Origin of the sequence: Pseudomonas sp. Leaf48 (assembly GCF_001421885.1) — a bacterium.
In the GTDB taxonomy this organism is placed as follows: Bacteria; Pseudomonadota; Gammaproteobacteria; order Pseudomonadales; family Pseudomonadaceae; genus Aquipseudomonas.
Genome location: NZ_LMLH01000029.1, coordinates 175,565 through 194,610, shown reverse-complemented (window position 1 = coordinate 194,610; position 19,046 = coordinate 175,565). Strand labels below are relative to the sequence as shown.

Here is a 19,046-nt window from a genome sequence, read left to right as displayed (position 1 = left end):
CTCTTAGTTATTGTTCGCAGCGTTCGAAGCGATATCGTTGTCGGCGTTCAATTCACGCACGGCAATATAACGTTCGCTGCGACGGGTGCGATCCAGCACCTGTCCTACCAACTGACCACAAGCGGCGTCGATGTCTTCACCACGGGTGGTGCGGACGGTAACGTTGAAACCGGCATGATGAAGCTGATCCTGGAACCGACGAATGGCGTTGTTGCTCGGTCGCTCGTACCCGGAATGCGGGAACGGGTTGAACGGGATCAGGTTGATCTTGCACGGGATGTTCTTGAGCAGCTCGATCATCTCGACTGCATGCTCGACCTTGTCGTTGATGTCCTTGAGCAAGGTGTACTCGATGGTCAGCACGCGCTTTTCGCCCAGATTGGACATGTAGCGCTGGCACGACTCGAGGAGCATCTTAAGCGGATACTTCTTGTTGATCGGCACCAATTGGTTACGCAATGCGTCATTGGGTGCGTGCAGGGACAACGCCAGGGAGACGTCGATGTGCTTGGACAGCTCATCGATCATCGGTACCACGCCGGAGGTCGACAGGGTTACACGGCGCTTGGAGATGCCGTAGCCCAGGTCGTCCATCATCAGGTGCATGGCCGCGACGACGTTGTCGAAGTTCAGCAGCGGCTCACCCATGCCCATCATCACCACGTTGGTGATGGCACGGTCGACGGTTGCCGGGACGCTGCCGAAAGATTTGTTGGCAATCCACACCTGGCCGATGACTTCGGCGGCGGTGAGGTTGCTGTTGAAGCCTTGCTTGCCGGTGGAGCAGAAACTGCAGTCCAGGGCACAGCCTGCCTGGGACGAAACGCACAAGGTGCCGCGTTTGCCCTGGGGAATGTACACGGTCTCGACGCAGCTGCCGGACGCCACGCGCACCACCCACTTGCGGGTGCCGTCGCTGGAGATGTCCTCGCTGACCACTTCCGGACCACGGACCTCGGCAATGGCCTTGAGCTTATCGCGCAGGGCCTTGCTGACGTTCGTCATGGCATCGAAATCATCGACGCCAAAGTGGTGAATCCATTTCATTACCTGACCGGCTCGGAAACGCTTCTCCCCGATTGAGTCGAAGAATTTTTCCATTTCCAGCTGGGTCAGCCCCAGCAGGTTAGATTTTACAGTCGATGTAGTCATGGATTCACCTTCACTCTTAAGCCAATGCTTAGCGAGTGGTTACTTCAGTAGCTGCGAAGAAGTATGCGATTTCGCGAGCGGCAGCGGCTTCGGAGTCCGAACCGTGAACGGCGTTGGCGTCGATCGATTCAGCGAAGTCAGCACGGATGGTGCCGGCAGCAGCTTCTTTAGGGTTGGTAGCGCCCATCAGCTCACGGTTGCGAGCGATAGCGTTTTCGCCTTCCAGAACCTGAACAACAACCGGACCGGAAGTCATGAAGGCAACCAGGTCACCGAAGAAACCGCGCTCGCTGTGCTCAGCGTAGAAGCCTTCGGCTTCGGCTTTGGACAGTTGCTTCAGTTTCGAAGCTACAACGCGCAGGCCAGCGTCTTCGAAGCGAGTGGTGATCTTGCCGATCACGTTTTTAGCAACGGCGTCAGGCTTGATGATGGAGAAAGTACGTTGAACAGCCATGGTGTAACTCCAGAAACGGTAATTTACGAAAAATTAAACCCGCGAATTATACGCGGGTTCTCGGGTATTGCCTAACCTGCGGCGTGGCTCAGTCGCGTTCTTCGATCCAGTGGGCCTGAATGGCCTCCAGGATCTTTTCGCCACAATGCTCAGGCTTGTCGTCGAACTCGGGCAATTCCATCACCCATTTACGCAGATCGACGAAGTTGACCGACATAGGGTCAACATCAGGCTTGGTTTCAGCCAGCTGGATCGCGATTTCCAGCACATCAGTCCACTTCAGACTCATGACAATTCCTTGAATCAGTGCGGCGCTTCGGCTGCGTGGTTGAGCGAGTACTTCGGAATTTCGACGGTCAGGTCTTCGGTACCAACCTTGGCCTGACAGCCCAGACGGGACTCACGCTCAAGACCCCAAGCCTTATCAAGGTAGTCTTCCTCCAGCTCATCCGCCTCTTCCAGCGAGTCGAAACCTTCGCGAATGATGCAGTGGCAGGTGGTGCAGGCGCAGACGCCGCCACAGGCACTTTCCATCTCGATATGGTGTTCGTGAGCCAGTTCGAGGATGGACGTACCGGTCTCAGCCTCCACAACCATGCCTTCGGGGCAAAACTTCTCGTGTGGCAGAAAAATGACCTGCGGCATCGTTATTCCTCAATCTCATTCAGGTTGCGTCCCGACAGCGCGGCTTTGACGGTCAAGTCCATGCGGCGGGCGGCAAAAGCGTCGGTCACTTGCGACAGACGCTTGGTCTGCTGCTCGATGGCAAAACCATCGGAACCTTTCATCAGTTCGGTCAGTTCCTGCATCTGCAATTCAATGACCATGCGCTCTTCGGCATCGAGCAGACGCTCGCCGTCGGCTTCCAGGGCGCCCTGCACTGCTTCGATCAGGCGCTGGGCATCGACCTGCTGCTCGCGCAGTACGCGGGCAACCTTGTCGTCATTGGCGTGCTGGAACGAATCCTTGAGCATCTTGGCGATTTCGCCGTCGGTCAGGCCGTAGGACGGCTTGACCTGGATGCTGGCCTCAACGCCCGAACCCAGCTCGCGGGCAGAAACGCTGAGCAGACCGTCGGCATCGACCTGGAAGGTCACGCGAATCTTCGCTGCGCCAGCCACCATCGCCGGGATACCACGCAATTCAAAGCGTGCCAGGGAGCGGCAGTCGCTGATCAGCTCGCGCTCACCCTGCAACACGTGGATCGCCATGGCCGACTGGCCGTCTTTGTAAGTGGTGAAGTCCTGGGCGCGAGCGACGGGGATGGTGGTGTTGCGCGGAATCACCTTCTCCATCAGGCCGCCCATGGTTTCCAGCCCCAGGGACAACGGAATCACGTCGAGCAGCAGCAGTTCATCGCCATCGCGCTTGTTGCCGGCCAGGGTATCGGCCTGGATCGCGGCACCAATGGCCACCACTTGATCCGGGTCGATTTCGGTCAGAGGTTGACGACCAAAGGCTTCAGCGACGGCTTCGCGAACACGAGGCACACGAGTCGAACCACCGACCATGACCACGGCATGCACGTCTTCGAGTTCGACACCGGAATCACGCACCGCACGGCGGCAGGCTTTCAGGCTGCGAGCGACCATCGGCTCGATCAGCGCATCAAAGGCTTCGCGGGTCAGCTCGGCTTTCCAGTCGCCGTGAGCCACTTCGACCGACGAGGCATTGGTCAGCGCTTCTTTCGCGGCACAGGCCGTTTGCAGCAGTTGACGCTGCGCACCCGGGTCGAGATCGGCGGACAGACCGGCGCTCTCGATGATCCAGCCAGCGATCGCGTGGTCGAAGTCATCGCCGCCCAGGGCGCTGTCGCCGCCGGTGGCCAGGACTTCGAAGACACCGCCGGTCAGGCGCAGAATCGAAATATCGAAGGTGCCGCCGCCCAGGTCATAAATTGCGACCAGGCCTTCGGCATGCTGATCCAGACCGTAGGCTACAGCGGCAGCGGTCGGCTCGTTGAGCAAGCGCAGCACATTCAGGCCGGCCAGCTTGGCCGCGTCCTTGGTGGCTTGACGCTGAGCATCGTCGAAATACGCCGGAACAGTGATCACCGCACCCACCAGCTCGCCACCCAATGTAGCCTCGGCGCGCTGACGCAGGACCTTGAGGATATCGGCAGAGACTTCCACCGGGCTTTTCGGGCCCTGGATGGTGTCGATGAACGGCATGTGCGATTCGCCACCGACAAAGCGGTACGGCAGTTGCTCGCCCAATTGCTTGACGTCGGACAGACCACGACCCATCAGGCGCTTGACCGACAGCACGGTGTTCAGGGGATCAGTGGCGGCAGCCAGCTTGGCCGACTCGCCGACCTCAACGCGATCGGCGTGATAGCGCACGGCAGACGGCAGGATGACCCGCCCTTCTGCGTCGGCCAGGGGCTCGGAAAGACCACTGCGCAACGCAGCGACCAGCGAATTGGTAGTGCCCAAGTCGATCCCCACAGCCAGACGACGCTGGTGCGGTTGAGGACTTTGGCCGGGTTCGGCGATCTGCAGTAGGGCCATCGTTATCAGGTCTTATCTGTATATCAGGCGTGCGACCGGAGCGGCACTGGGTTAATCGTCGAGGCGCTCTTCTAGCTGGCGCACTTCGTAGGTGAGCTTGTCGAGGAACTGCATGCGCCGCATCAGGCGTTCGGCCTGCTCACGTTGCGCTGCATCATCCCAACAGGCTGCGAAGCTTTCGTTCAGTTTATCCTGAGCGACCTTCAGACGGCGCTTGAATACCGCAACACCCGCCAGATCGGCGCTGTCTTGCAGGTCTTCGAGTTCTTCGCGCCATTGCATCTGCTGCAACAGAAACTCCGGATCATGCACCGTGACCTCCAGGGGCAGCTCACCACCCTTCAAGGCGAGCAGGTAACGCGCGCGCTTGGGGGGATTCTTGAGCGTCTGGTAGGCCTCGTTGAGGCTCGCGGATTGCTCCAGCGCCAGCCGCTGCTCGCGCTCGGAAGCGTCGGCAAAACGGTCTGGATGTACGCTGCGCGCCAACTCACGGTAGCGCGTAGCCAACTGGTCGAGGTCCAGATTGAACCCCGGTTGCAGCTCGAATAAAGCGAAATGACAAGGAGTACCCACGACAAGCCTCAGATGTTGAAGCTTTCGCCGCAGCCACATTCACCGCGTACGTTGGGGTTGTTGAACTTGAAGCCTTCGTTCAACCCTTCCTTGACGAAATCGAGCTCGGTGCCGTCCAGGTAGGCCAGGCTTTTCGGGTCGATGATCACTTTCTCGCCGTGACTTTCGAACACCTGGTCTTCCGCGACCACCTCGTCGACAAACTCCAGCACATAGGCAAGGCCGGAACAGCCCGTGGTGCGAACACCCAGACGAATCCCTTCACCTTTGCCGCGCCCGTCGAGGGAGCGGCGCACGTGCCGGGCAGCCGCTTCTGTCATGCTGATAGCCATCGGTGACTCCTTACTCGTCGCCAAAACTCGAAAATCAGATCAAGCCTTTCTTCTGCTTGTAATCGCGAACCGCCGCCTTGATGGCGTCTTCTGCGAGTACCGAGCAGTGAATTTTCACTGGCGGCAGGGCCAGTTCTTCAGCCAGCTGGGTGTTCTTGATGGTTTCCGCTTCATCCAGGGTCTTGCCCTTCATCCACTCAGTGGCGAGGGAGCTGGAAGCGATAGCCGAACCGCAGCCGTAGGTCTTGAACTTGGCGTCTTCGATGATGCCGGCGTCGTTGACCTTGATCTGCAGGCGCATCACATCGCCGCACGCCGGAGCGCCGACCATGCCGGTGCCGACATCAGGATCTTCCGCGTCCATCTTGCCGACGTTGCGCGGGTTTTCGTAGTGGTCGATGACCTTTTCGCTGTAAGCCATGATTCTAATCCTCACTCATCAGGGCCGCTCTTGAGGCCCTGTAACTACGCTTGCGTCAGTCGCCGCGTCGCTACAGGAGCTGTATCTGGCGGCTTCTATATTTAGTGTGCCGCCCACTCGATCTTCGAGATATCGACGCCGTCTTTGTACATGTCCCACAGCGGCGACAGAGCGCGCAGCTTGGTAACGGCCTCGCAGACTTTCTGCGCGGCGTAATCGATTTCTTCTTCGGTGGTGAAACGGCCGAAGGTGAAGCGGATCGAGCTGTGTGCCAGTTCGTCGTTGCGGCCCAGGGCGCGCAGTACGTACGAAGGCTCGAGCGATGCCGAGGTGCAAGCCGAACCGGAAGAAACTGCCAGGTCCTTGAGGGCCATGATCAGCGACTCGCCTTCAACGTAGTTGAAGCTCAGGTTCAGGTTGTGCGGAACGCGGGCGGTCAGGCTGCCGTTGACGTACAGCTCTTCCAGATGCTCGACCTGCTTGTAGAAACGGTCGCTCAGGGCCTTGATGCGCAAGTTCTCGGCAGCCATGTCTTCCTTGGCTACACGGAAGGCTTCGCCCATGCCGACGATCTGGTGGGTCGCCAGGGTGCCGGAACGCATGCCGCGCTCGTGACCGCCGCCGTGCATGGTCGCTTCGATACGTACGCGCGGCTTGCGGCTTACGTACAGGGCGCCGATGCCTTTAGGACCGTAGGTCTTGTGGGCGGAGAACGACATCATGTCGACTTTCAGCTTCGACAGGTCGATTTCGACCTTGCCGGTGGACTGAGCAGCGTCGACGTGGAACAGGATGCCCTTGGAACGCAGCAGTTCACCGATCGCAGCGATGTCGTTGACGGTGCCGATTTCGTTGTTCACGTGCATGACCGAAACCAGGATGGTGTCGTCGCGCAGTTCGGCTTCGATCATCTCCGGGGTGACCAGACCGTCGGTGCGTGGCTCGATGTAGGTGACTTCGAAGCCTTCACGCTCCAGTTGGCGCATGGTGTCCAGGACAGCCTTGTGCTCGATCTTGGTGGTGATCAGGTGCTTGCCTTTGGTGGCGTAGAAATGTGCCGCACCCTTGATTGCCAGGTTGTCGGACTCGGTGGCACCGGAGGTCCAGACGATTTCACGTGGGTCGGCGTTGACCAGGTCGGCGACCTGACGACGAGCGTTTTCAACGGACTCTTCGGCTTTCCAGCCGAACACGTGGGAACGGGACGCCGGGTTACCGAAGTTTCCGTCGACCAGCAGGCATTCACTCATTTTTTGCGCTACACGCGGATCAACCGGGGTGGTCGCAGAGTAATCAAGGTAAATCGGCAATTTCATGGACTATCTCCTAAATCAGGCTGGCTGGCGTGCCGCTAGCTCTTTGGCTGTCATTCGACGGCGGACGCTTCAATCTTGTCCAGGCGTGGCGCCTTGCTGTTGCAACGGCGCTGATCCTGACGCTGGGCTACCTCTTGTACCTCACGGCGAGTGACAAGGTCAGCCAAGCTGATACCGCTGAGAAATTCGTGAATCTGCAGGCTCAGATCGCACCACAAGTGGTGGGTCAGACAGGTGTCGCCGGAATGGCAATCGCCCTGGCCCTGGCATTTGGTGGCATCGACCGATTCGTTCACTGCATCGATCACCTGGGCGACCTGGATGCCCTGCATGTCGCGGGACAACTGGTAACCGCCGCCTGGACCACGGACACTGGACACCAGGTTGCTGCGGCGCAACTTGGCGAAAAGCTGTTCGAGGTAGGACAGGGAGATGCCTTGGCGCTCGGAGATATCGGCCAGGGACACGGGCCCGTGCTGCGCGTGCAACGCCAGGTCTAGCATGGCGGTCACGGCGTATCGGCCTTTTGTAGTCAGTCGCATGGACAATTACCACGGAGTTCAGAATGAAACGAGTATGCAATTCCCGAGTATTTAAGTCAACTATAAGACCTAGTACTTTAGTCAGGTTTACCCGTAAAAGAGCGCGCGCATCATAGCAAAGGCTGGACGGTTACAGCCAGCAATTGCGCGTTATCGTTCTTCGCGAGCAAGCCCGCTCCCACATTGGAATGCATTTCAAATGTGGGAGCGGGCTTGCTCGCGAAGGGGTCGACTCGGTCTAGCTGGCCTGACTCTGATCCTTGTCCTTCACACAGGCGAAGTCTTCTTCGCGCAGCTCAGGCAGATCTTTCGCACAGTAATTACTGCCCAGATCCTTCAACGCCCCGCACATCCCCTCCAGACGCCCATCGACCGCCTGCAGATGATCGAGCAGCTGGTTAATGGCGCGAGCCACCGGGTCCGGCATGTCTTCAGTCACGCCGTAGGCATCAAAACCAATCTTCTCGGCCATGGCCTTGCGCTTGGCGTCCAGCTCTTCGTCAGGCTTGACGATGATCCGCCCAGGAATCCCCACCACTGTGGCGCCCGGCGGCACCTCCTTGGTCACCACGGCGTTTGAGCCGACCTTGGCACCCGCACCGACAGTGAACGGACCAAGCACCTTGGCGCCAGCACCGACCACCACCCCGTCACCCAGGGTTGGGTGACGCTTGCCCTTGTTCCAGCTGGTGCCGCCCAGGGTCACGCCCTGATAAATGGTCACGTCGTCACCGATCTCGGCCGTTTCGCCAATGACGATACCCATGCCGTGGTCAATGAAGAAACGCCGACCGACCTTCGCCCCCGGATGGATCTCGATCCCGGTCAACCAGCGACCGAAATTCGACACCAGCCGCGCCAGCCATTTCAGGTCCGCGCGCCACAGCATTGCCGACAAACGGTGGATCCAGATGGCATGCATGCCGGGGTAGCAAGTCAGGACTTCAAAAGCGTTACGCGCCGCCGGGTCTCGGTGGAATACGCTTTGGATATCTTCACGCAAACGCTCGAACATCATTAATCCTTCCGCTTTAGAAGCTCACCACGGGCCGCTTTTTGGGTTTCCGTGAGGATGCCACGCAATATATTCATTTCCGCCCGGCTGACCGAGCTGCGTCCGTACAACCGGCGCAGGCGCGCCATCAAGTGCCGTGGTTTTTCCGGATCGAGGAACTCGATGGCCACCAGGGTCTGCTCCAGGTGCTCATAGAATCGCTCCAACTCGTCCATGGTCGCCAGCTCGGCGCTTTTCACGGAGGCCACTTCTTCCTTCTCGACCTTGGTCGGCTGACCTTGCGCGGCCAGCCAGGACATACGCACTTCATAACCCAACACCTGCACCGCTGCCCCGAGATTCAGCGAACTGAACTCAGGGTCTGATGGAATGTGCACGTGATAATGACATCGCTGCAGCTCTTCGTTGGTCAGGCCGGAATCTTCACGACCGAACACCAGCGCGATCTGCGCACCCGCCGCGGCTTCTTCGACCACTTTCGTCCCGCATTCGCGCGGATCAAGCAGCGGCCAGGGAATGCGACGATCACGCGCACTGGTGCCGAGCACCAGATTGCAGCCCACCAGGGCATCTTCCAGGGTGGCGACGACTTGCGCGTTTTCAAGGATATCCCCGGCACCGGAGGCGCGGGCATCGGCCTCGTGATGCGGAAATTGCCGGGGCTCGACCAGCACCAGCCGCGACAGGCCCATGTTCTTCATGGCACGCGCAGCCCCGCCGATATTGCCCGGATGGCTGGTATTGACCAGCACGACACGAATGTTTTGCAGCAAGGGAGGCGCTCTCGAACACAATAATCGGGAGCAGAATCTTACAGCGAGAGCTACCGTTAAGCCATGAAAGCGAACGTCGTCCTTCTCCTGTAGAAACTTTCTGATAGAATGCCCGGCTTTCTTTAACAACCTTAGGTGACACATCCATGCAGCCCATGCTGAATATCGCGCTGCGCGCCGCCCGCAGCGCCAGTGAATTGATCTTCCGCTCCATCGAGCGCCTGGATACCATCAAGGTCGACGAAAAAGACGCCAAGGATTACGTATCCGAGGTGGATCGCGCCGCCGAACAGAAAATCATCGACGCCCTGCGCAAGGCCTATCCGAATCACTCGATTCGCGGTGAAGAGACCGGCCTGCACGCTGGCACCGGCATCGAAGGCGAAGAGTACCTGTGGATCATCGACCCACTGGACGGCACCACCAACTTCCTGCGCGGTATTCCTCACTTTGCCGTCAGCATCGCCTGCAAATACCGCGGTCGCCTGGAACACGCTGTTGTTCTGGACCCGGTTCGCCAGGAAGAATTCACCGCCAGCCGTGGTCGCGGCGCCCAACTGAACGGTCGTCGCCTGCGCGTCAGCGGCCGCACCAGCCTGGACGGCGCCCTGCTGGGTACCGGCTTCCCATTCCGTGACGACCAGATGGATAACCTCGACAACTACCTGGGCATGTTCCGCGCCTTGGTTGGCCAGACTGCCGGCATCCGCCGCGCCGGTTCCGCCAGCCTGGACCTGGCCTACGTGGCTGCCGGTCGTTTCGACGCGTTCTGGGAGTCGGGTCTGTCCGAATGGGACATGGCTGCAGGCGCCCTGCTGATCCAGGAAGCTGGCGGCCTGGTGAGCGACTTCACCGGCGGTCACGATTTCCTTGAGAAAGGCCACATCGTTGCCGGCAACACCAAATGCTTCAAGGCAGTCCTGACGGCCATCCAGCCGCACCTGCCGGCCTCGCTGAAGCGCTAAGCTTCCAGCGACAGAAAAAAGCACCCTGCGGGGTGCTTTTTTTATGCCTGCGATTCAATCCCTGACACACCACAAAACCAATGTGGGAGCGGGCTTGCTCGCGAAGGCGGCGGGTCAGCCAACATGGATTTTGAATGACGGACCGTATTCGCGAGCAAGCCCGCTCCTACAAGGGGATTGGGGGGGTCCATAAATTGCGGGCACAAAAAAGCACCCCGCAGGGTGCTTCTTTTTAAGCGGTGTTAATTAGTGACCCGGTCGTTCTGCGTCAGAATCAGCTGACCTTCCTTGTCCACCGGAATCTGGTTGCCCGGGTCGCGATCCATACGCACCTTGCCTTCCTTGCCATCGAGCGAATAACGCACGTCGTAACCTACAACCTTGTCACTGATGTCGTTCACCGTATTACAACGGGTCTGGGTCGTGGTGTAGGTGTCACGCTCCTGCATGCCTTCCTGAACCTTGTTACCGGCATAACCACCGCCGACAGCACCGGCGACCGTGGCGATCTTCTTGCCGCTACCACCGCCGACCTGGTTACCCAGCAGACCACCGGCCAGGGCACCTACCACCGTACCGGCAATCTGATGTTGATCTTTGACCGGCGCCTGCCGGGTGACGGTTACGTCCTTGCACACTTCACGTGGAGTCTTGATTTGCGTCTTGACCGGCTCTACAGCCAGCACTTGCGCGTATTCAGGGCCACTTTTAACCAAGCTGTAGGTGGCCACAGCACCCCCGGCAGTCACACCGACAGCACCCAGAACCGCACCAACCAGCATCGATTTGTTCACATGAACCTCCTGACCATCACATGCGGAACATGTCCGCGCTTCTCCCAGCCTTGGAGCACAAAAAAAGGCGCGAGTTCAACTCGCGCCTTTTTGGACTACACCGCCAGGAGAATTTTCCTTCAAGGACGGTCGTCAACTTCCTTATCGGTATTCACCGGAGGAATCAGATCTTCAGTGCTCAGGTTCAGCCAGATCAGCACCACGTTGGCGATGTAGATCGACGAGTAGGTACCCGCCAACACACCGATGAACAGGGCGATGGAGAAGCCGAACAGGTTGTCGCCGCCGAAGAACAACAGTGCCGCGATCGCCAGCAAGGTGGAGATCGAAGTCGCCATGGTGCGCAGCAGGGTTTGCGTGGTCGAGATGTTGATGTTCTCGATCAGGCTGGCCTTGCGCAGCACCCGGAAGTTCTCACGAACCCGGTCGAATACCACGATGGTGTCGTTGAGCGAGTAACCGATGATCGCCAGTACCGCCGCCAGCACCGTCAGGTCGAAGGTTATCTGGAAGAACGAGAGGATACCGATGGTCACGATCACGTCGTGAATCAGGGACACGATCGCGCCAACCGCAAACTTCCACTGAAAGCGGAAAGCCAGGTAGATCAGGATGCCGCCCAGTGCCATCAGCATGCCGAGGCCGCCCTGGTCGCGCAGCTCTTCACCCACTTGCGGGCCGACGAACTCGACGCGCTTGACCGTCGCCGGGTTTTCGCCGCCGACTTTCAACAGCGCTTCGGCTACTTGGTGGCCCAACTGCGGATCTTCACCCGGCATGCGCACCAGCAAATCGGTAGTCGCACCGAAGCTTTGCACGATGGCATCGTTATAACCGGCGCTCACCAGCTGCTCACGCACCTTGGAGACGTCGGCCGGACGCTCGTAGGTCAGCTCGATGAGCGTACCGCCGGTGAAGTCCAGGCCCCAGTTCATGCCCTTGGTGGCGACGCTGAACAAGGCCAGCACGGTAAGGAACAATGTGACGCCGAACGCAAAGTTGCGAACGCCCATGAAGTTGATTGTACGTAACATGGCAGCCCCTTAAATCCACAACTTCTTGAAGTCACGACCGCCGAAGATCAGGTTGACCATCGCGCGGGTCACCATGATGGCCGTGAACATCGAGGTAAAGATCCCGAGGGACATGGTCACTGCGAAGCCTTTGACGGGGCCGGTGCCCATTGCAAAGAGAATCCCGCCGACCAACAAGGTTGTCAGGTTGGCGTCGAGAATCGCGGTGAATGCCCGGCCGAAGCCTTCGTTGATTGCCCGTTGCACGGTCATGCCCGCCGCAATCTCTTCACGGATACGCGAGAAGATCAGTACGTTGGCGTCGACCGCCATACCCATGGTCAATACGATACCGGCGATACCCGGCAGGGTCAGCGTTGCACCCAGCAGCGACATCAGGGCCAGCAGCAGCACCATGTTCACTGCCAGTGCGACAGTGGCGATGATGCCGAAGAAGCGGTAGATGGCGATGATGAACAGCGAGACGAACAGCATGCCCCACAGCGATGCATCGATACCCTTGGTGATGTTGTCGGCACCCAGGCTTGGACCAATGGTGCGCTCTTCAGCGAAGTACATCGGTGCAGCCAGACCACCGGCACGCAGCAGCAGCGCCAGTTCGGACGATTCGCCCTGACCGTTCAGGCCAGTGATGCGGAACTGAGCACCCAGCGGCGACTGAATGGTCGCCAGGCTGATGATCTTTTTCTCTTCCTTGAACGTCTGCACCGGCACGTCTTTCTCGACGCCGTTGACCACTTGCTTGGTGTAAGTGGTGACCGGACGCTGCTCGATGAAGATCACCGCCATGCTGCGACCGACGTTGGAACGGGTCGCACGGTTCATCAGCTCGCCGCCGTGACCATCCAGACGGATGTTCACTTCCGGCGTGCCTTGCTCGCCGAAGCCAGCCTTGGCGTCAGTTACCTGGTCACCGGTGATGATCAGGCCACGCTCGATCAGCGCTGCCGGACGGCCGCCCTCACGGAATTCGAAAGATTCGGAAGTCGCCTTCGAAGCGCCAGGCTCAGCAGCCAGACGGAACTCCAGGTTGGCCGTCTTGCCGAGGATACGCTTGGCTTCTGCGGTGTCCTGCACGCCCGGCAGCTCAACCACGATGCGGTTGGCGCCCTGACGCTGAACGATCGGCTCGGCAACACCCAGCTCGTTGACGCGGTTACGTACCGTGGTCAAGTTCTGCTTGATGGAGTATTCACGGATTTCCGCCAGCTTGGCCGGGGTCATCGCCAGACGCAGCACCGGTTGACCATTGAGGTCGGCCGGAACAATGTCGAAATCGTTGAAGTTCTTGCGGATGATCGTACGGGCCTGTTCGCGGGTTGCTTCATCAGAGAAGCCCAGCTGAATGGCACCGTCGAGTTGCGGCAGGCTGCGATAGCGCAGTTTCTCTTTACGCAACAGGCTCTTCACATCGCCTTCGTAGACTTTCAGGCGTGCGTCGAGGGCTTTGTCCATGTCCACTTCCAGCAGGAAGTGCACACCACCAGACAAGTCCAGACCGAGCTTCATCGGGTGAGCCCCGAGGTTACGCAGCCATTGCGGGGTGGTTTGTGCCAGGTTCAGTGCAACGACGTAGTCATCACCCAACGCCTTGCGCACGACGTCCTTGGCCGGCAGTTGGTCTTCAGCCTTGGTCAGGCGAATCAGCCCGCCCTTGCCGCCGGCAGTCAGCGTGGCAGCCTTGACGTTGATCCCGGATTCCTTGAGCGCAGCGCTCACACGGTCCAGATCAGCCTGATTGACCTGCAGCGCAGTGCTTGCACCGCTGACCTGAATGGCCGGGTCATCAGGATAAAGATTGGGAGCGGAATAAATCAGACCGACCGCCAGCACCGCCAGGATCAGAATGTATTTCCACAGAGGATATTTGTTCAGCATCACGCCGCCCGTTTATGACGCGGGGCGCCTTGCGCGCCCCGTCGATTGAATATGAAGTTGAAACTTAGATCGCTTTGAGCGTGCCTTTTGGCAGCGTGGCGGCGATGGCGCCTTTCTGGAATTTCATTTCGACGGTGTCGGAAACTTCCAGAACGACGAAATCGTCGGCCACTTTAGTGATCTTGCCGGCGATGCCGCCGGTGGTCACAACTTCGTCGCCTTTCTGCAGGCTGCTCAGCAGGTTCTTCTGCTCTTTGGCGCGCTTGGCCTGTGGACGCCAGATCATCAGGTAGAAGATGACCAGGAAGCCGACCAGGAAAATCCACTCAAAGCCGCCGCCCATTGGGGCTGCCGCAGGTGCAGCAGCGTCAGCCATGGCATTAGAGATAAAAAAGCTCATTTAGCACTCCAGTTGCAAATGTTGAATCTTGGGGTCAGGAAACTCAGTCCAAAGGCGGCACGGGAAGCCCGCGTTTGGCGTAGAAGGCATCGACAAAGGCGGCCAATGTACCCTGTTGAATAGCCTCGCGCAAACCAGCCATAAGCACTTGATAATGACGCAAGTTATGGATGGTATTGAGCATGCTCCCCAGCATTTCGCCGCACTTGTCCAGGTGATGCAGATAAGCGCGGGAGAAGTTCTGGCAGGTATAGCAATCGCAGGTCGGATCGAGCGGCGAATCATCATGGCGATGGAACGCGTTACGGATCTTCAGCACGCCGGTATCGATGAACAGATGCCCGTTGCGGGCATTACGGGTTGGCATCACGCAATCGAACATGTCCACACCGCGGCGCACACCCTCCACGAGATCTTCCGGTTTGCCAACGCCCATAAGGTAACGAGGTTTGTCAGCCGGCATCATGCCCGGCAGGTAATCCAGCACCTTGATCATCTCGTGCTTGGGCTCGCCCACCGACAGGCCGCCGATGGCCAGGCCGTCGAAGCCGATCTGGTCCAGGCCTTCCAGGGAGCGCATGCGCAGGTCCTGGTGCATGCCGCCCTGAACGATACCGAACAGCGCCGCCGTGTTCTCGCCATGGGCTTCTTTCGAACGCTTGGCCCAACGCAGGGACAACTCCATGGAAATGCGGGCGACGTCTTCATCCGCCGGGTACGGCGTGCATTCGTCGAAAATCATCACGATGTCCGAGCCCAGGTCACGCTGGACCTGCATCGACTCTTCCGGGCCCATGAACACCTTGGCGCCGTCGACCGGGGAAGCGAAGGTAACGCCCTCCTCCTTGATCTTGCGCATGGCGCCCAGGCTGAACACCTGGAAACCGCCGGAGTCGGTCAGGATCGGGCCTTTCCACTGCATGAAATCGTGCAGGTCGCCGTGCTTCTTGATCACTTCCGTGCCCGGACGCAGCCACAGGTGGAAGGTGTTGCCCAGAATGATTTCAGCGCCAGTCGCCTCGATATCCCGTGGCAGCATGCCCTTGACCGTGCCGTACGTGCCCACCGGCATGAAAGCCGGGGTCTCGACGGTACCGCGCGGGAAGGTCAAACGACCGCGACGAGCCTTGCCATCAGTGGCCAGCAGCTCGAAAGACATACGACAGGTGCGACTCATACAGTTTCCTCTGGGCCCGATTCTTTAGGGGCAGTCGGCGCAGGATTACGTGTGATGAACATCGCATCACCGTAACTGAAAAAGCGGTAACCGTTGTCGACCGCGGCCTTGTAGGCAGCCATGGTCTCGGGATAACCGGCGAACGCCGAAACCAGCATCAACAGCGTGGATTCAGGCAAATGAAAGTTGGTAACCAGGGCATCGACCACATGAAACGGCCGGCCCGGGAAAATGAAAATGTCGGTGTCGCCACTGAACGGCTTGAGCACGCCATCGCGCGCAGCACTTTCCAGGGAGCGCACACTGGTGGTGCCCACGGCCACCACACGACCACCGCGAGCGCGGCACGCAGCCACGGCATCCACCACATCCTGGCCGACTTCCAGCCATTCGCTGTGCATGTGGTGGTCTTCGAGCTTCTCCACGCGCACCGGCTGGAACGTGCCGGCGCCGACGTGCAGGGTCACGAACGCGGTCTCGACGCCCTTGGCGGCAATCGCCTCCATCAGCACCTGATCGAAATGCAGCCCCGCCGTCGGCGCCGCCACCGCGCCCAGACGCTGGGCGTAAACGGTCTGGTAACGCTCGCGGTCGGCGCCTTCATCCGGGCGGTCTATATAAGGAGGCAGCGGCATGTGCCCGACGCGGTCGAGCAGCGGCAACACTTCTTCGGCGAACCCCAGCTCAAACAACGCATCGTGCCGCGCCAGCATCTCGGCCTCGCCACCGCCGTCGATGAGGATCTTCGACCCAGGCTTGGGCGACTTGCTGGAACGCACATGGGCCAGCACGCGATGACTGTCGAGCACCCGCTCCACCAGGATTTCCAGCTTGCCGCCGGAAGCCTTCTGGCCAAACAGCCGCGCCGGAATCACCCGGGTATTGTTGAACACCATCAAGTCGCCGGGGCGCAAATGCTCCAGCAAATCAGTGAATTGACGGTGTGCCAGGGCGCCGCTGACCCCATCAAGGGTCAACAGGCGACTGTTGCGACGCTCAGCCAAAGGGTGGCGAGCGATCAGCGAATCAGGGAGCTCGAAAGTAAAGTCAGCAACGCGCATGATGGGGTGTCGTCTAGCAGGGCCGGGAAGTCTAGCGGAAATATCAAAAATTCTCCATGTACCTGATTGACCGACGGTTATCTCATCTCTATACTCCGCGGCCATTGCCCTGATGGCGGAATTGGTAGACGCGGCGGATTCAAAATCCGTTTTCGAAAGGAGTGGGAGTTCGAGTCTCCCTCGGGGCACCAAAATTAAGAAAGGTCTTGCTTAGCAAGGCCTTTTTTTTCGCCTGCGATAAAGCCCCTGACACCCCACACACCCTGTGGGAGCCAGCCTGCTGGCGATGCTTTTGCCCCTTGCCCTTCCACACCACCCGCACCGCCGGAACATTTCACAAGGATTCCCCCCCATGGAATTGCACCTGGAAACCGTCGCCCTCTTCTCCCTTAAGCTGGCTTATGAGTCGGAAGGTTCAAGCCCGATTTTGCGGGATGACCTGGTCATGAGTGATTACCAGCGGGATGTGTTTGAGCTGCTGGTGCGGCGGGGGGATGTTGAGGGGATTCAGGTGAAGGTGGGTGAATGTGTGGGGTTGGCGTTGGAGGCTGTTGGGGGTGTGGATAAGCCGTTGGGGCGGGAGTTGGGGAGGTTGGCGGGTGAGTTTTCCAGTGTTCAGGCCATGGAGCTACTTGATGCTCCGCTCGTTGTGCTCAAGGATTATCTGAAAGACATTCAATGAACTGTAGGGACTGCCTAAAAATCCGGAACGTCCGATAGGCGCCGGCCGTCAGGGCCCGTCCAATAATAATTCTGTCCCCTTTTCCCTGATATCGAGACGATAGCGTAAGCATTACGGCAGCATCCCGTTCTTTGGGGATCAGATATTGCTTCAAGCCGCGCAGCTAATCTGCTCTCTTGATCGCGACCCAAGGGTGCCCATTCAACGTCGTATATATGAAATTTTCTTTCCTACGCTTTCCGTCTGCACCGTCATAAGAAATTGAGACATTCCCTGACGTTTCCGGCAACGTGATGAATTTTACCGGTATTGATATTGAGCGTTTGAGGTCAATAATTGCGAATTTTCCTTCACTGACTCCTCCAATAGGTGGGTCAATGGCTATCTCAACTGCGTGCGCAACGGACCTTGCGACTCCGATCTCAATACTTGTTTCCGCATAGAACCCTACGCCGCGATTGGAGCTGACCGAGGGCCCGCCGCCAAAAACGAAATTCGCCCGAAAAGTGCGTTCTGTTTCCTCCAACTGCAGTTGCAGCGCCTGCTGCTGTGCATTGATCTGCTGGGTGGCAGCCGCCGCCATAATCGACTGCTGTTCCACAGAGTTTCTGAGCTCTTCGGCCTGCAACTTAAGCGCCTCGGTGCCCTGTCGCAGTTCATTGCCTTGCTGCAGGAAGCCTAGAATAAGCCAGAGAAACGCGACCGGGCCAAAAGCACCTGCAAGAAAATCACCTACCTCATTCAAAGGCATGATCATTAGTGTGTAGACGCGGCCCGACACCACCGCAGCCAGCCCGAACAAGTAAACGGCCGTAACGACTCCACCGATCAAACCCAAACGTTTACGCATGTATCCTCTAGCCACCGTTTACTTGAATAAGAATGAATAAAAGAATGGGGGAAGATTTGTTTTCATTTCTGAATAATAAATCTGCCCCAGTTTCCGTACAGTTTCCGTAAAATCGCCGAATAACGGGATGTACTCAGTTATGAGCACATCTTTCACTTCTAGGTAAACCTCTGCGATACCTCGATCACACAGTGTAATATCGCTACGTGTGAAGGTTTGATCTCACTGATCGGCAAAATTATAGCTTCTAAACTGCTCAGAATTGATTTTGTATGTACACGTCCCGTATTTCCGCATCAGCCTCGAGGCACGCATACAGGATGGTTAAGGATGACTTCACCAATCGATTATCCCGCCCTGGTGGTGAGTGTGGCGTGTGTTTGCCACCGTGAAATAGATTGTTCCTTACTTGCTTTGCTGCATCTATAGCTTGCTCAAACCTGCAAATACCATGCAAAGCCCGGTGCTCCCACCGATGAGCGCTTACCTGAAACAAAGGTGGATCGTCACAAAGATAACTGATCGCTTCTTCAAGGGGCGAGCCCGGTTCCACGATCACCAACTCAGCCGCCTTTTCAGCATACCCCCACCACGCGGGCTCAACTAAACGTCGAATTTCCCGGCAATTCCCTGTCTCCTTAAGCGAAAACTCAAACCGTGAGAAAACAGCGAAAAACTCACAAACGAGCTCTCGATCAAGATGAAGGCCAGCAAATGGTGAGGGGATATCCAAATCTTTGAGTTCCAATACGGTCATTGAGTAGGTAGCAATACTACCTCATGCCATTGTTCGAAGTAGCCTGACAGCAGGCTCGAGCAGGCACGATTCAATTGTGATCCTCGCTCACATTTGAGCATCCGAACTAAAGCAGCAATCCGGCTTTGCCTAGCTATCGACTCCGGGACACGTTTTCATGATTCGAAAAACGTGTCGCGCACACCAGTTCTTAGCGAATTTTCCTTGCGTAGCCTTTCTTAACTACGCGTGAAATGTAGCTATTCAGCCCTCTACCGGCTCTAGCCAATCGATGCATTTCTGCAATAGATCCAGGACCCGCGCTCTGATCTGTATACAGGTACTGCGCCCGGTCCATAAATTCGACAGTGATAGATCCAT

General features: G+C 58.1%; 22 protein-coding genes and 1 tRNA gene. 3 read left to right on the top strand and 20 right to left on the bottom strand.

What is annotated here, in order from left to right; all coding sequences use genetic code 11:
* Positions 1-3: 3 nt before the first annotated feature.
* The 12 genes from rlmN to trmJ all read right to left on the bottom strand — a co-directional run bounded on the left by rlmN (position 4) and on the right by trmJ (position 9,088).
* Positions 4-1,152 (bottom strand): 23S rRNA (adenine(2503)-C(2))-methyltransferase RlmN, encoded by a 1,149-nt coding sequence (gene rlmN / locus ASE98_RS20295; protein WP_060543109.1) that lies wholly within the window; start codon positions 1,150-1,152, stop codon positions 4-6.
* A 28-nt stretch (positions 1,153-1,180) separates the two neighbouring features.
* On the bottom strand, positions 1,181-1,606 hold the full coding sequence (gene ndk / locus ASE98_RS20290) for a nucleoside-diphosphate kinase (protein ID WP_024014216.1): 426 nt from the start codon (positions 1,604-1,606) through the stop codon (positions 1,181-1,183).
* Positions 1,607-1,694: 88 nt separating this feature from the next.
* Positions 1,695-1,895, bottom strand: a complete 201-nt coding sequence (gene iscX / locus ASE98_RS20285) for a Fe-S cluster assembly protein IscX (protein WP_060543108.1) — start codon at positions 1,893-1,895, stop codon at positions 1,695-1,697.
* A 14-nt stretch (positions 1,896-1,909) separates the two neighbouring features.
* Positions 1,910-2,251, bottom strand: coding sequence for an ISC system 2Fe-2S type ferredoxin (gene fdx, locus ASE98_RS20280; RefSeq protein ID WP_060543107.1), 342 nt, complete (start codon positions 2,249-2,251; stop codon positions 1,910-1,912).
* A gap of 2 nt (positions 2,252-2,253) precedes the next feature.
* Positions 2,254-4,116 carry a Fe-S protein assembly chaperone HscA gene (gene hscA / locus ASE98_RS20275; protein WP_060543106.1) on the bottom strand — a complete coding sequence of 621 codons (1,863 nt, stop codon included), beginning with the start codon at positions 4,114-4,116 and terminating at the stop codon, positions 2,254-2,256.
* A 51-nt stretch (positions 4,117-4,167) separates the two neighbouring features.
* Positions 4,168-4,689 (bottom strand): co-chaperone HscB, encoded by a 522-nt coding sequence (hscB, locus tag ASE98_RS20270; RefSeq protein ID WP_060543105.1) that lies wholly within the window; start codon positions 4,687-4,689, stop codon positions 4,168-4,170.
* 8 nt (positions 4,690-4,697) lie between these two features.
* On the bottom strand, positions 4,698-5,021 hold the full coding sequence (gene iscA, locus ASE98_RS20265) for an iron-sulfur cluster assembly protein IscA (RefSeq protein WP_003227904.1): 324 nt from the start codon (positions 5,019-5,021) through the stop codon (positions 4,698-4,700).
* A 34-nt stretch (positions 5,022-5,055) separates the two neighbouring features.
* Positions 5,056-5,442 carry a Fe-S cluster assembly scaffold IscU gene (iscU, locus tag ASE98_RS20260; protein WP_007974006.1) on the bottom strand — a complete coding sequence of 129 codons (387 nt, stop codon included), beginning with the start codon at positions 5,440-5,442 and terminating at the stop codon, positions 5,056-5,058.
* Between the two features lie 101 nt (positions 5,443-5,543).
* The gene (locus tag ASE98_RS20255; protein ID WP_060543104.1) at positions 5,544-6,758 is read right to left on the bottom strand and encodes an IscS subfamily cysteine desulfurase; all 1,215 of its coding nucleotides are present in this window, start codon (positions 6,756-6,758) and stop codon (positions 5,544-5,546) included.
* 50 nt (positions 6,759-6,808) lie between these two features.
* Positions 6,809-7,300 carry a Fe-S cluster assembly transcriptional regulator IscR gene (iscR, locus tag ASE98_RS20250; protein WP_003227911.1) on the bottom strand — a complete coding sequence of 164 codons (492 nt, stop codon included), beginning with the start codon at positions 7,298-7,300 and terminating at the stop codon, positions 6,809-6,811.
* A 238-nt stretch (positions 7,301-7,538) separates the two neighbouring features.
* Complete coding sequence (gene cysE, locus ASE98_RS20245) at positions 7,539-8,315, bottom strand: serine O-acetyltransferase (protein ID WP_060543103.1); 777 nt, start codon at positions 8,313-8,315, stop codon at positions 7,539-7,541.
* 2 nt (positions 8,316-8,317) lie between these two features.
* Positions 8,318-9,088: a tRNA (cytosine(32)/uridine(32)-2'-O)-methyltransferase TrmJ gene (gene trmJ, locus ASE98_RS20240; protein ID WP_060543102.1), complete on the bottom strand. Its 771-nt coding sequence runs from the start codon at positions 9,086-9,088 to the stop codon at positions 8,318-8,320.
* A 146-nt stretch (positions 9,089-9,234) separates the two neighbouring features.
* On the opposite strand from trmJ, the gene suhB reads away from it, so the two are divergent.
* The gene (gene suhB, locus ASE98_RS20235) at positions 9,235-10,053 is read left to right on the top strand and encodes a type III secretion system regulator SuhB (protein ID WP_016984379.1); all 819 of its coding nucleotides are present in this window, start codon (positions 9,235-9,237) and stop codon (positions 10,051-10,053) included.
* A gap of 242 nt (positions 10,054-10,295) precedes the next feature.
* Here suhB and ASE98_RS20230 read toward each other — a convergent pair whose 3' ends face one another.
* The 6 genes from ASE98_RS20230 to queA all read right to left on the bottom strand — a co-directional run bounded on the left by ASE98_RS20230 (position 10,296) and on the right by queA (position 16,397).
* The gene (locus ASE98_RS20230; protein ID WP_060543101.1) at positions 10,296-10,847 is read right to left on the bottom strand and encodes a glycine zipper 2TM domain-containing protein; all 552 of its coding nucleotides are present in this window, start codon (positions 10,845-10,847) and stop codon (positions 10,296-10,298) included.
* 119 nt (positions 10,848-10,966) lie between these two features.
* Positions 10,967-11,881 (bottom strand): protein translocase subunit SecF, encoded by a 915-nt coding sequence (gene secF, locus ASE98_RS20225; RefSeq protein WP_060543100.1) that lies wholly within the window; start codon positions 11,879-11,881, stop codon positions 10,967-10,969.
* Positions 11,882-11,890: 9 nt separating this feature from the next.
* Positions 11,891-13,759 carry a protein translocase subunit SecD gene (gene secD / locus ASE98_RS20220; RefSeq protein ID WP_060543099.1) on the bottom strand — a complete coding sequence of 623 codons (1,869 nt, stop codon included), beginning with the start codon at positions 13,757-13,759 and terminating at the stop codon, positions 11,891-11,893.
* Between the two features lie 64 nt (positions 13,760-13,823).
* A complete protein-coding gene (gene yajC / locus ASE98_RS20215) occupies positions 13,824-14,159 on the bottom strand; it encodes a preprotein translocase subunit YajC (RefSeq protein WP_007956696.1) in 336 nt (111 codons plus the stop codon).
* 43 nt (positions 14,160-14,202) lie between these two features.
* A complete protein-coding gene (gene tgt, locus ASE98_RS20210; RefSeq protein WP_160387208.1) occupies positions 14,203-15,318 on the bottom strand; it encodes a tRNA guanosine(34) transglycosylase Tgt in 1,116 nt (371 codons plus the stop codon).
* A 14-nt stretch (positions 15,319-15,332) separates the two neighbouring features.
* Positions 15,333-16,397, bottom strand: a complete 1,065-nt coding sequence (gene queA, locus ASE98_RS20205) for a tRNA preQ1(34) S-adenosylmethionine ribosyltransferase-isomerase QueA (protein ID WP_060543097.1) — start codon at positions 16,395-16,397, stop codon at positions 15,333-15,335.
* A 106-nt stretch (positions 16,398-16,503) separates the two neighbouring features.
* Here queA and ASE98_RS20200 point away from each other — a divergent pair.
* Positions 16,504-16,588 (top strand) — tRNA-Leu (locus tag ASE98_RS20200).
* 161 nt (positions 16,589-16,749) lie between these two features.
* The gene (locus ASE98_RS20195) at positions 16,750-17,079 is read left to right on the top strand and encodes a hypothetical protein (protein ID WP_060543096.1); all 330 of its coding nucleotides are present in this window, start codon (positions 16,750-16,752) and stop codon (positions 17,077-17,079) included.
* 163 nt (positions 17,080-17,242) lie between these two features.
* On the opposite strand, the gene ASE98_RS20190 is transcribed toward ASE98_RS20195, so the two are convergent.
* Positions 17,243-17,929: a hypothetical protein gene (locus ASE98_RS20190; RefSeq protein ID WP_060543095.1), complete on the bottom strand. Its 687-nt coding sequence runs from the start codon at positions 17,927-17,929 to the stop codon at positions 17,243-17,245.
* Between the two features lie 256 nt (positions 17,930-18,185).
* On the bottom strand, positions 18,186-18,686 hold the full coding sequence (locus ASE98_RS20185) for a hypothetical protein (RefSeq protein ID WP_060543094.1): 501 nt from the start codon (positions 18,684-18,686) through the stop codon (positions 18,186-18,188).
* Positions 18,687-19,046 lie beyond the last annotated feature (360 nt).

Bases quoted from the DNA above. Each gene is read 5' to 3' on its own strand.
- rlmN (WP_060543109.1), bottom strand. From the start codon at position 1,152: ATGACTACATCGACTGTAAAATCTAACCTGCTGGGGCTGACCCAGCTG.
- ndk (WP_024014216.1), bottom strand. From the start codon at position 1,606: ATGGCTGTTCAACGTACTTTCTCCATCATCAAGCCTGACGCCGTTGCT.
- iscX (WP_060543108.1), bottom strand. From the start codon at position 1,895: ATGAGTCTGAAGTGGACTGATGTGCTGGAAATCGCGATCCAGCTGGCT.
- fdx (WP_060543107.1), bottom strand. From the start codon at position 2,251: ATGCCGCAGGTCATTTTTCTGCCACACGAGAAGTTTTGCCCCGAAGGC.
- hscA (WP_060543106.1), bottom strand. From the start codon at position 4,116: ATGGCCCTACTGCAGATCGCCGAACCCGGCCAAAGTCCTCAACCGCAC.
- iscA (WP_003227904.1), bottom strand. From the start codon at position 5,021: ATGGCTATCAGCATGACAGAAGCGGCTGCCCGGCACGTGCGCCGCTCC.
- iscU (WP_007974006.1), bottom strand. From the start codon at position 5,442: ATGGCTTACAGCGAAAAGGTCATCGACCACTACGAAAACCCGCGCAAC.
- ASE98_RS20255 (WP_060543104.1), bottom strand. From the start codon at position 6,758: ATGAAATTGCCGATTTACCTTGATTACTCTGCGACCACCCCGGTTGAT.
- iscR (WP_003227911.1), bottom strand. From the start codon at position 7,300: ATGCGACTGACTACAAAAGGCCGATACGCCGTGACCGCCATGCTAGAC.
- cysE (WP_060543103.1), bottom strand. From the start codon at position 8,315: ATGTTCGAGCGTTTGCGTGAAGATATCCAAAGCGTATTCCACCGAGAC.
- suhB (WP_016984379.1), top strand. From the start codon at position 9,235: ATGCAGCCCATGCTGAATATCGCGCTGCGCGCCGCCCGCAGCGCCAGT.
- secF (WP_060543100.1), bottom strand. From the start codon at position 11,881: ATGTTACGTACAATCAACTTCATGGGCGTTCGCAACTTTGCGTTCGGC.
- secD (WP_060543099.1), bottom strand. From the start codon at position 13,759: ATGCTGAACAAATATCCTCTGTGGAAATACATTCTGATCCTGGCGGTG.
- yajC (WP_007956696.1), bottom strand. From the start codon at position 14,159: ATGAGCTTTTTTATCTCTAATGCCATGGCTGACGCTGCTGCACCTGCG.
- tgt (WP_160387208.1), bottom strand. From the start codon at position 15,318: ATGTCTTTCGAGCTGCTGGCCACTGATGGCAAGGCTCGTCGCGGTCGT.
- queA (WP_060543097.1), bottom strand. From the start codon at position 16,397: ATGCGCGTTGCTGACTTTACTTTCGAGCTCCCTGATTCGCTGATCGCT.
- ASE98_RS20195 (WP_060543096.1), top strand. From the start codon at position 16,750: ATGGAATTGCACCTGGAAACCGTCGCCCTCTTCTCCCTTAAGCTGGCT.
- ASE98_RS20190 (WP_060543095.1), bottom strand. From the start codon at position 17,929: ATGCGTAAACGTTTGGGTTTGATCGGTGGAGTCGTTACGGCCGTTTAC.
- ASE98_RS20185 (WP_060543094.1), bottom strand. From the start codon at position 18,686: ATGACCGTATTGGAACTCAAAGATTTGGATATCCCCTCACCATTTGCT.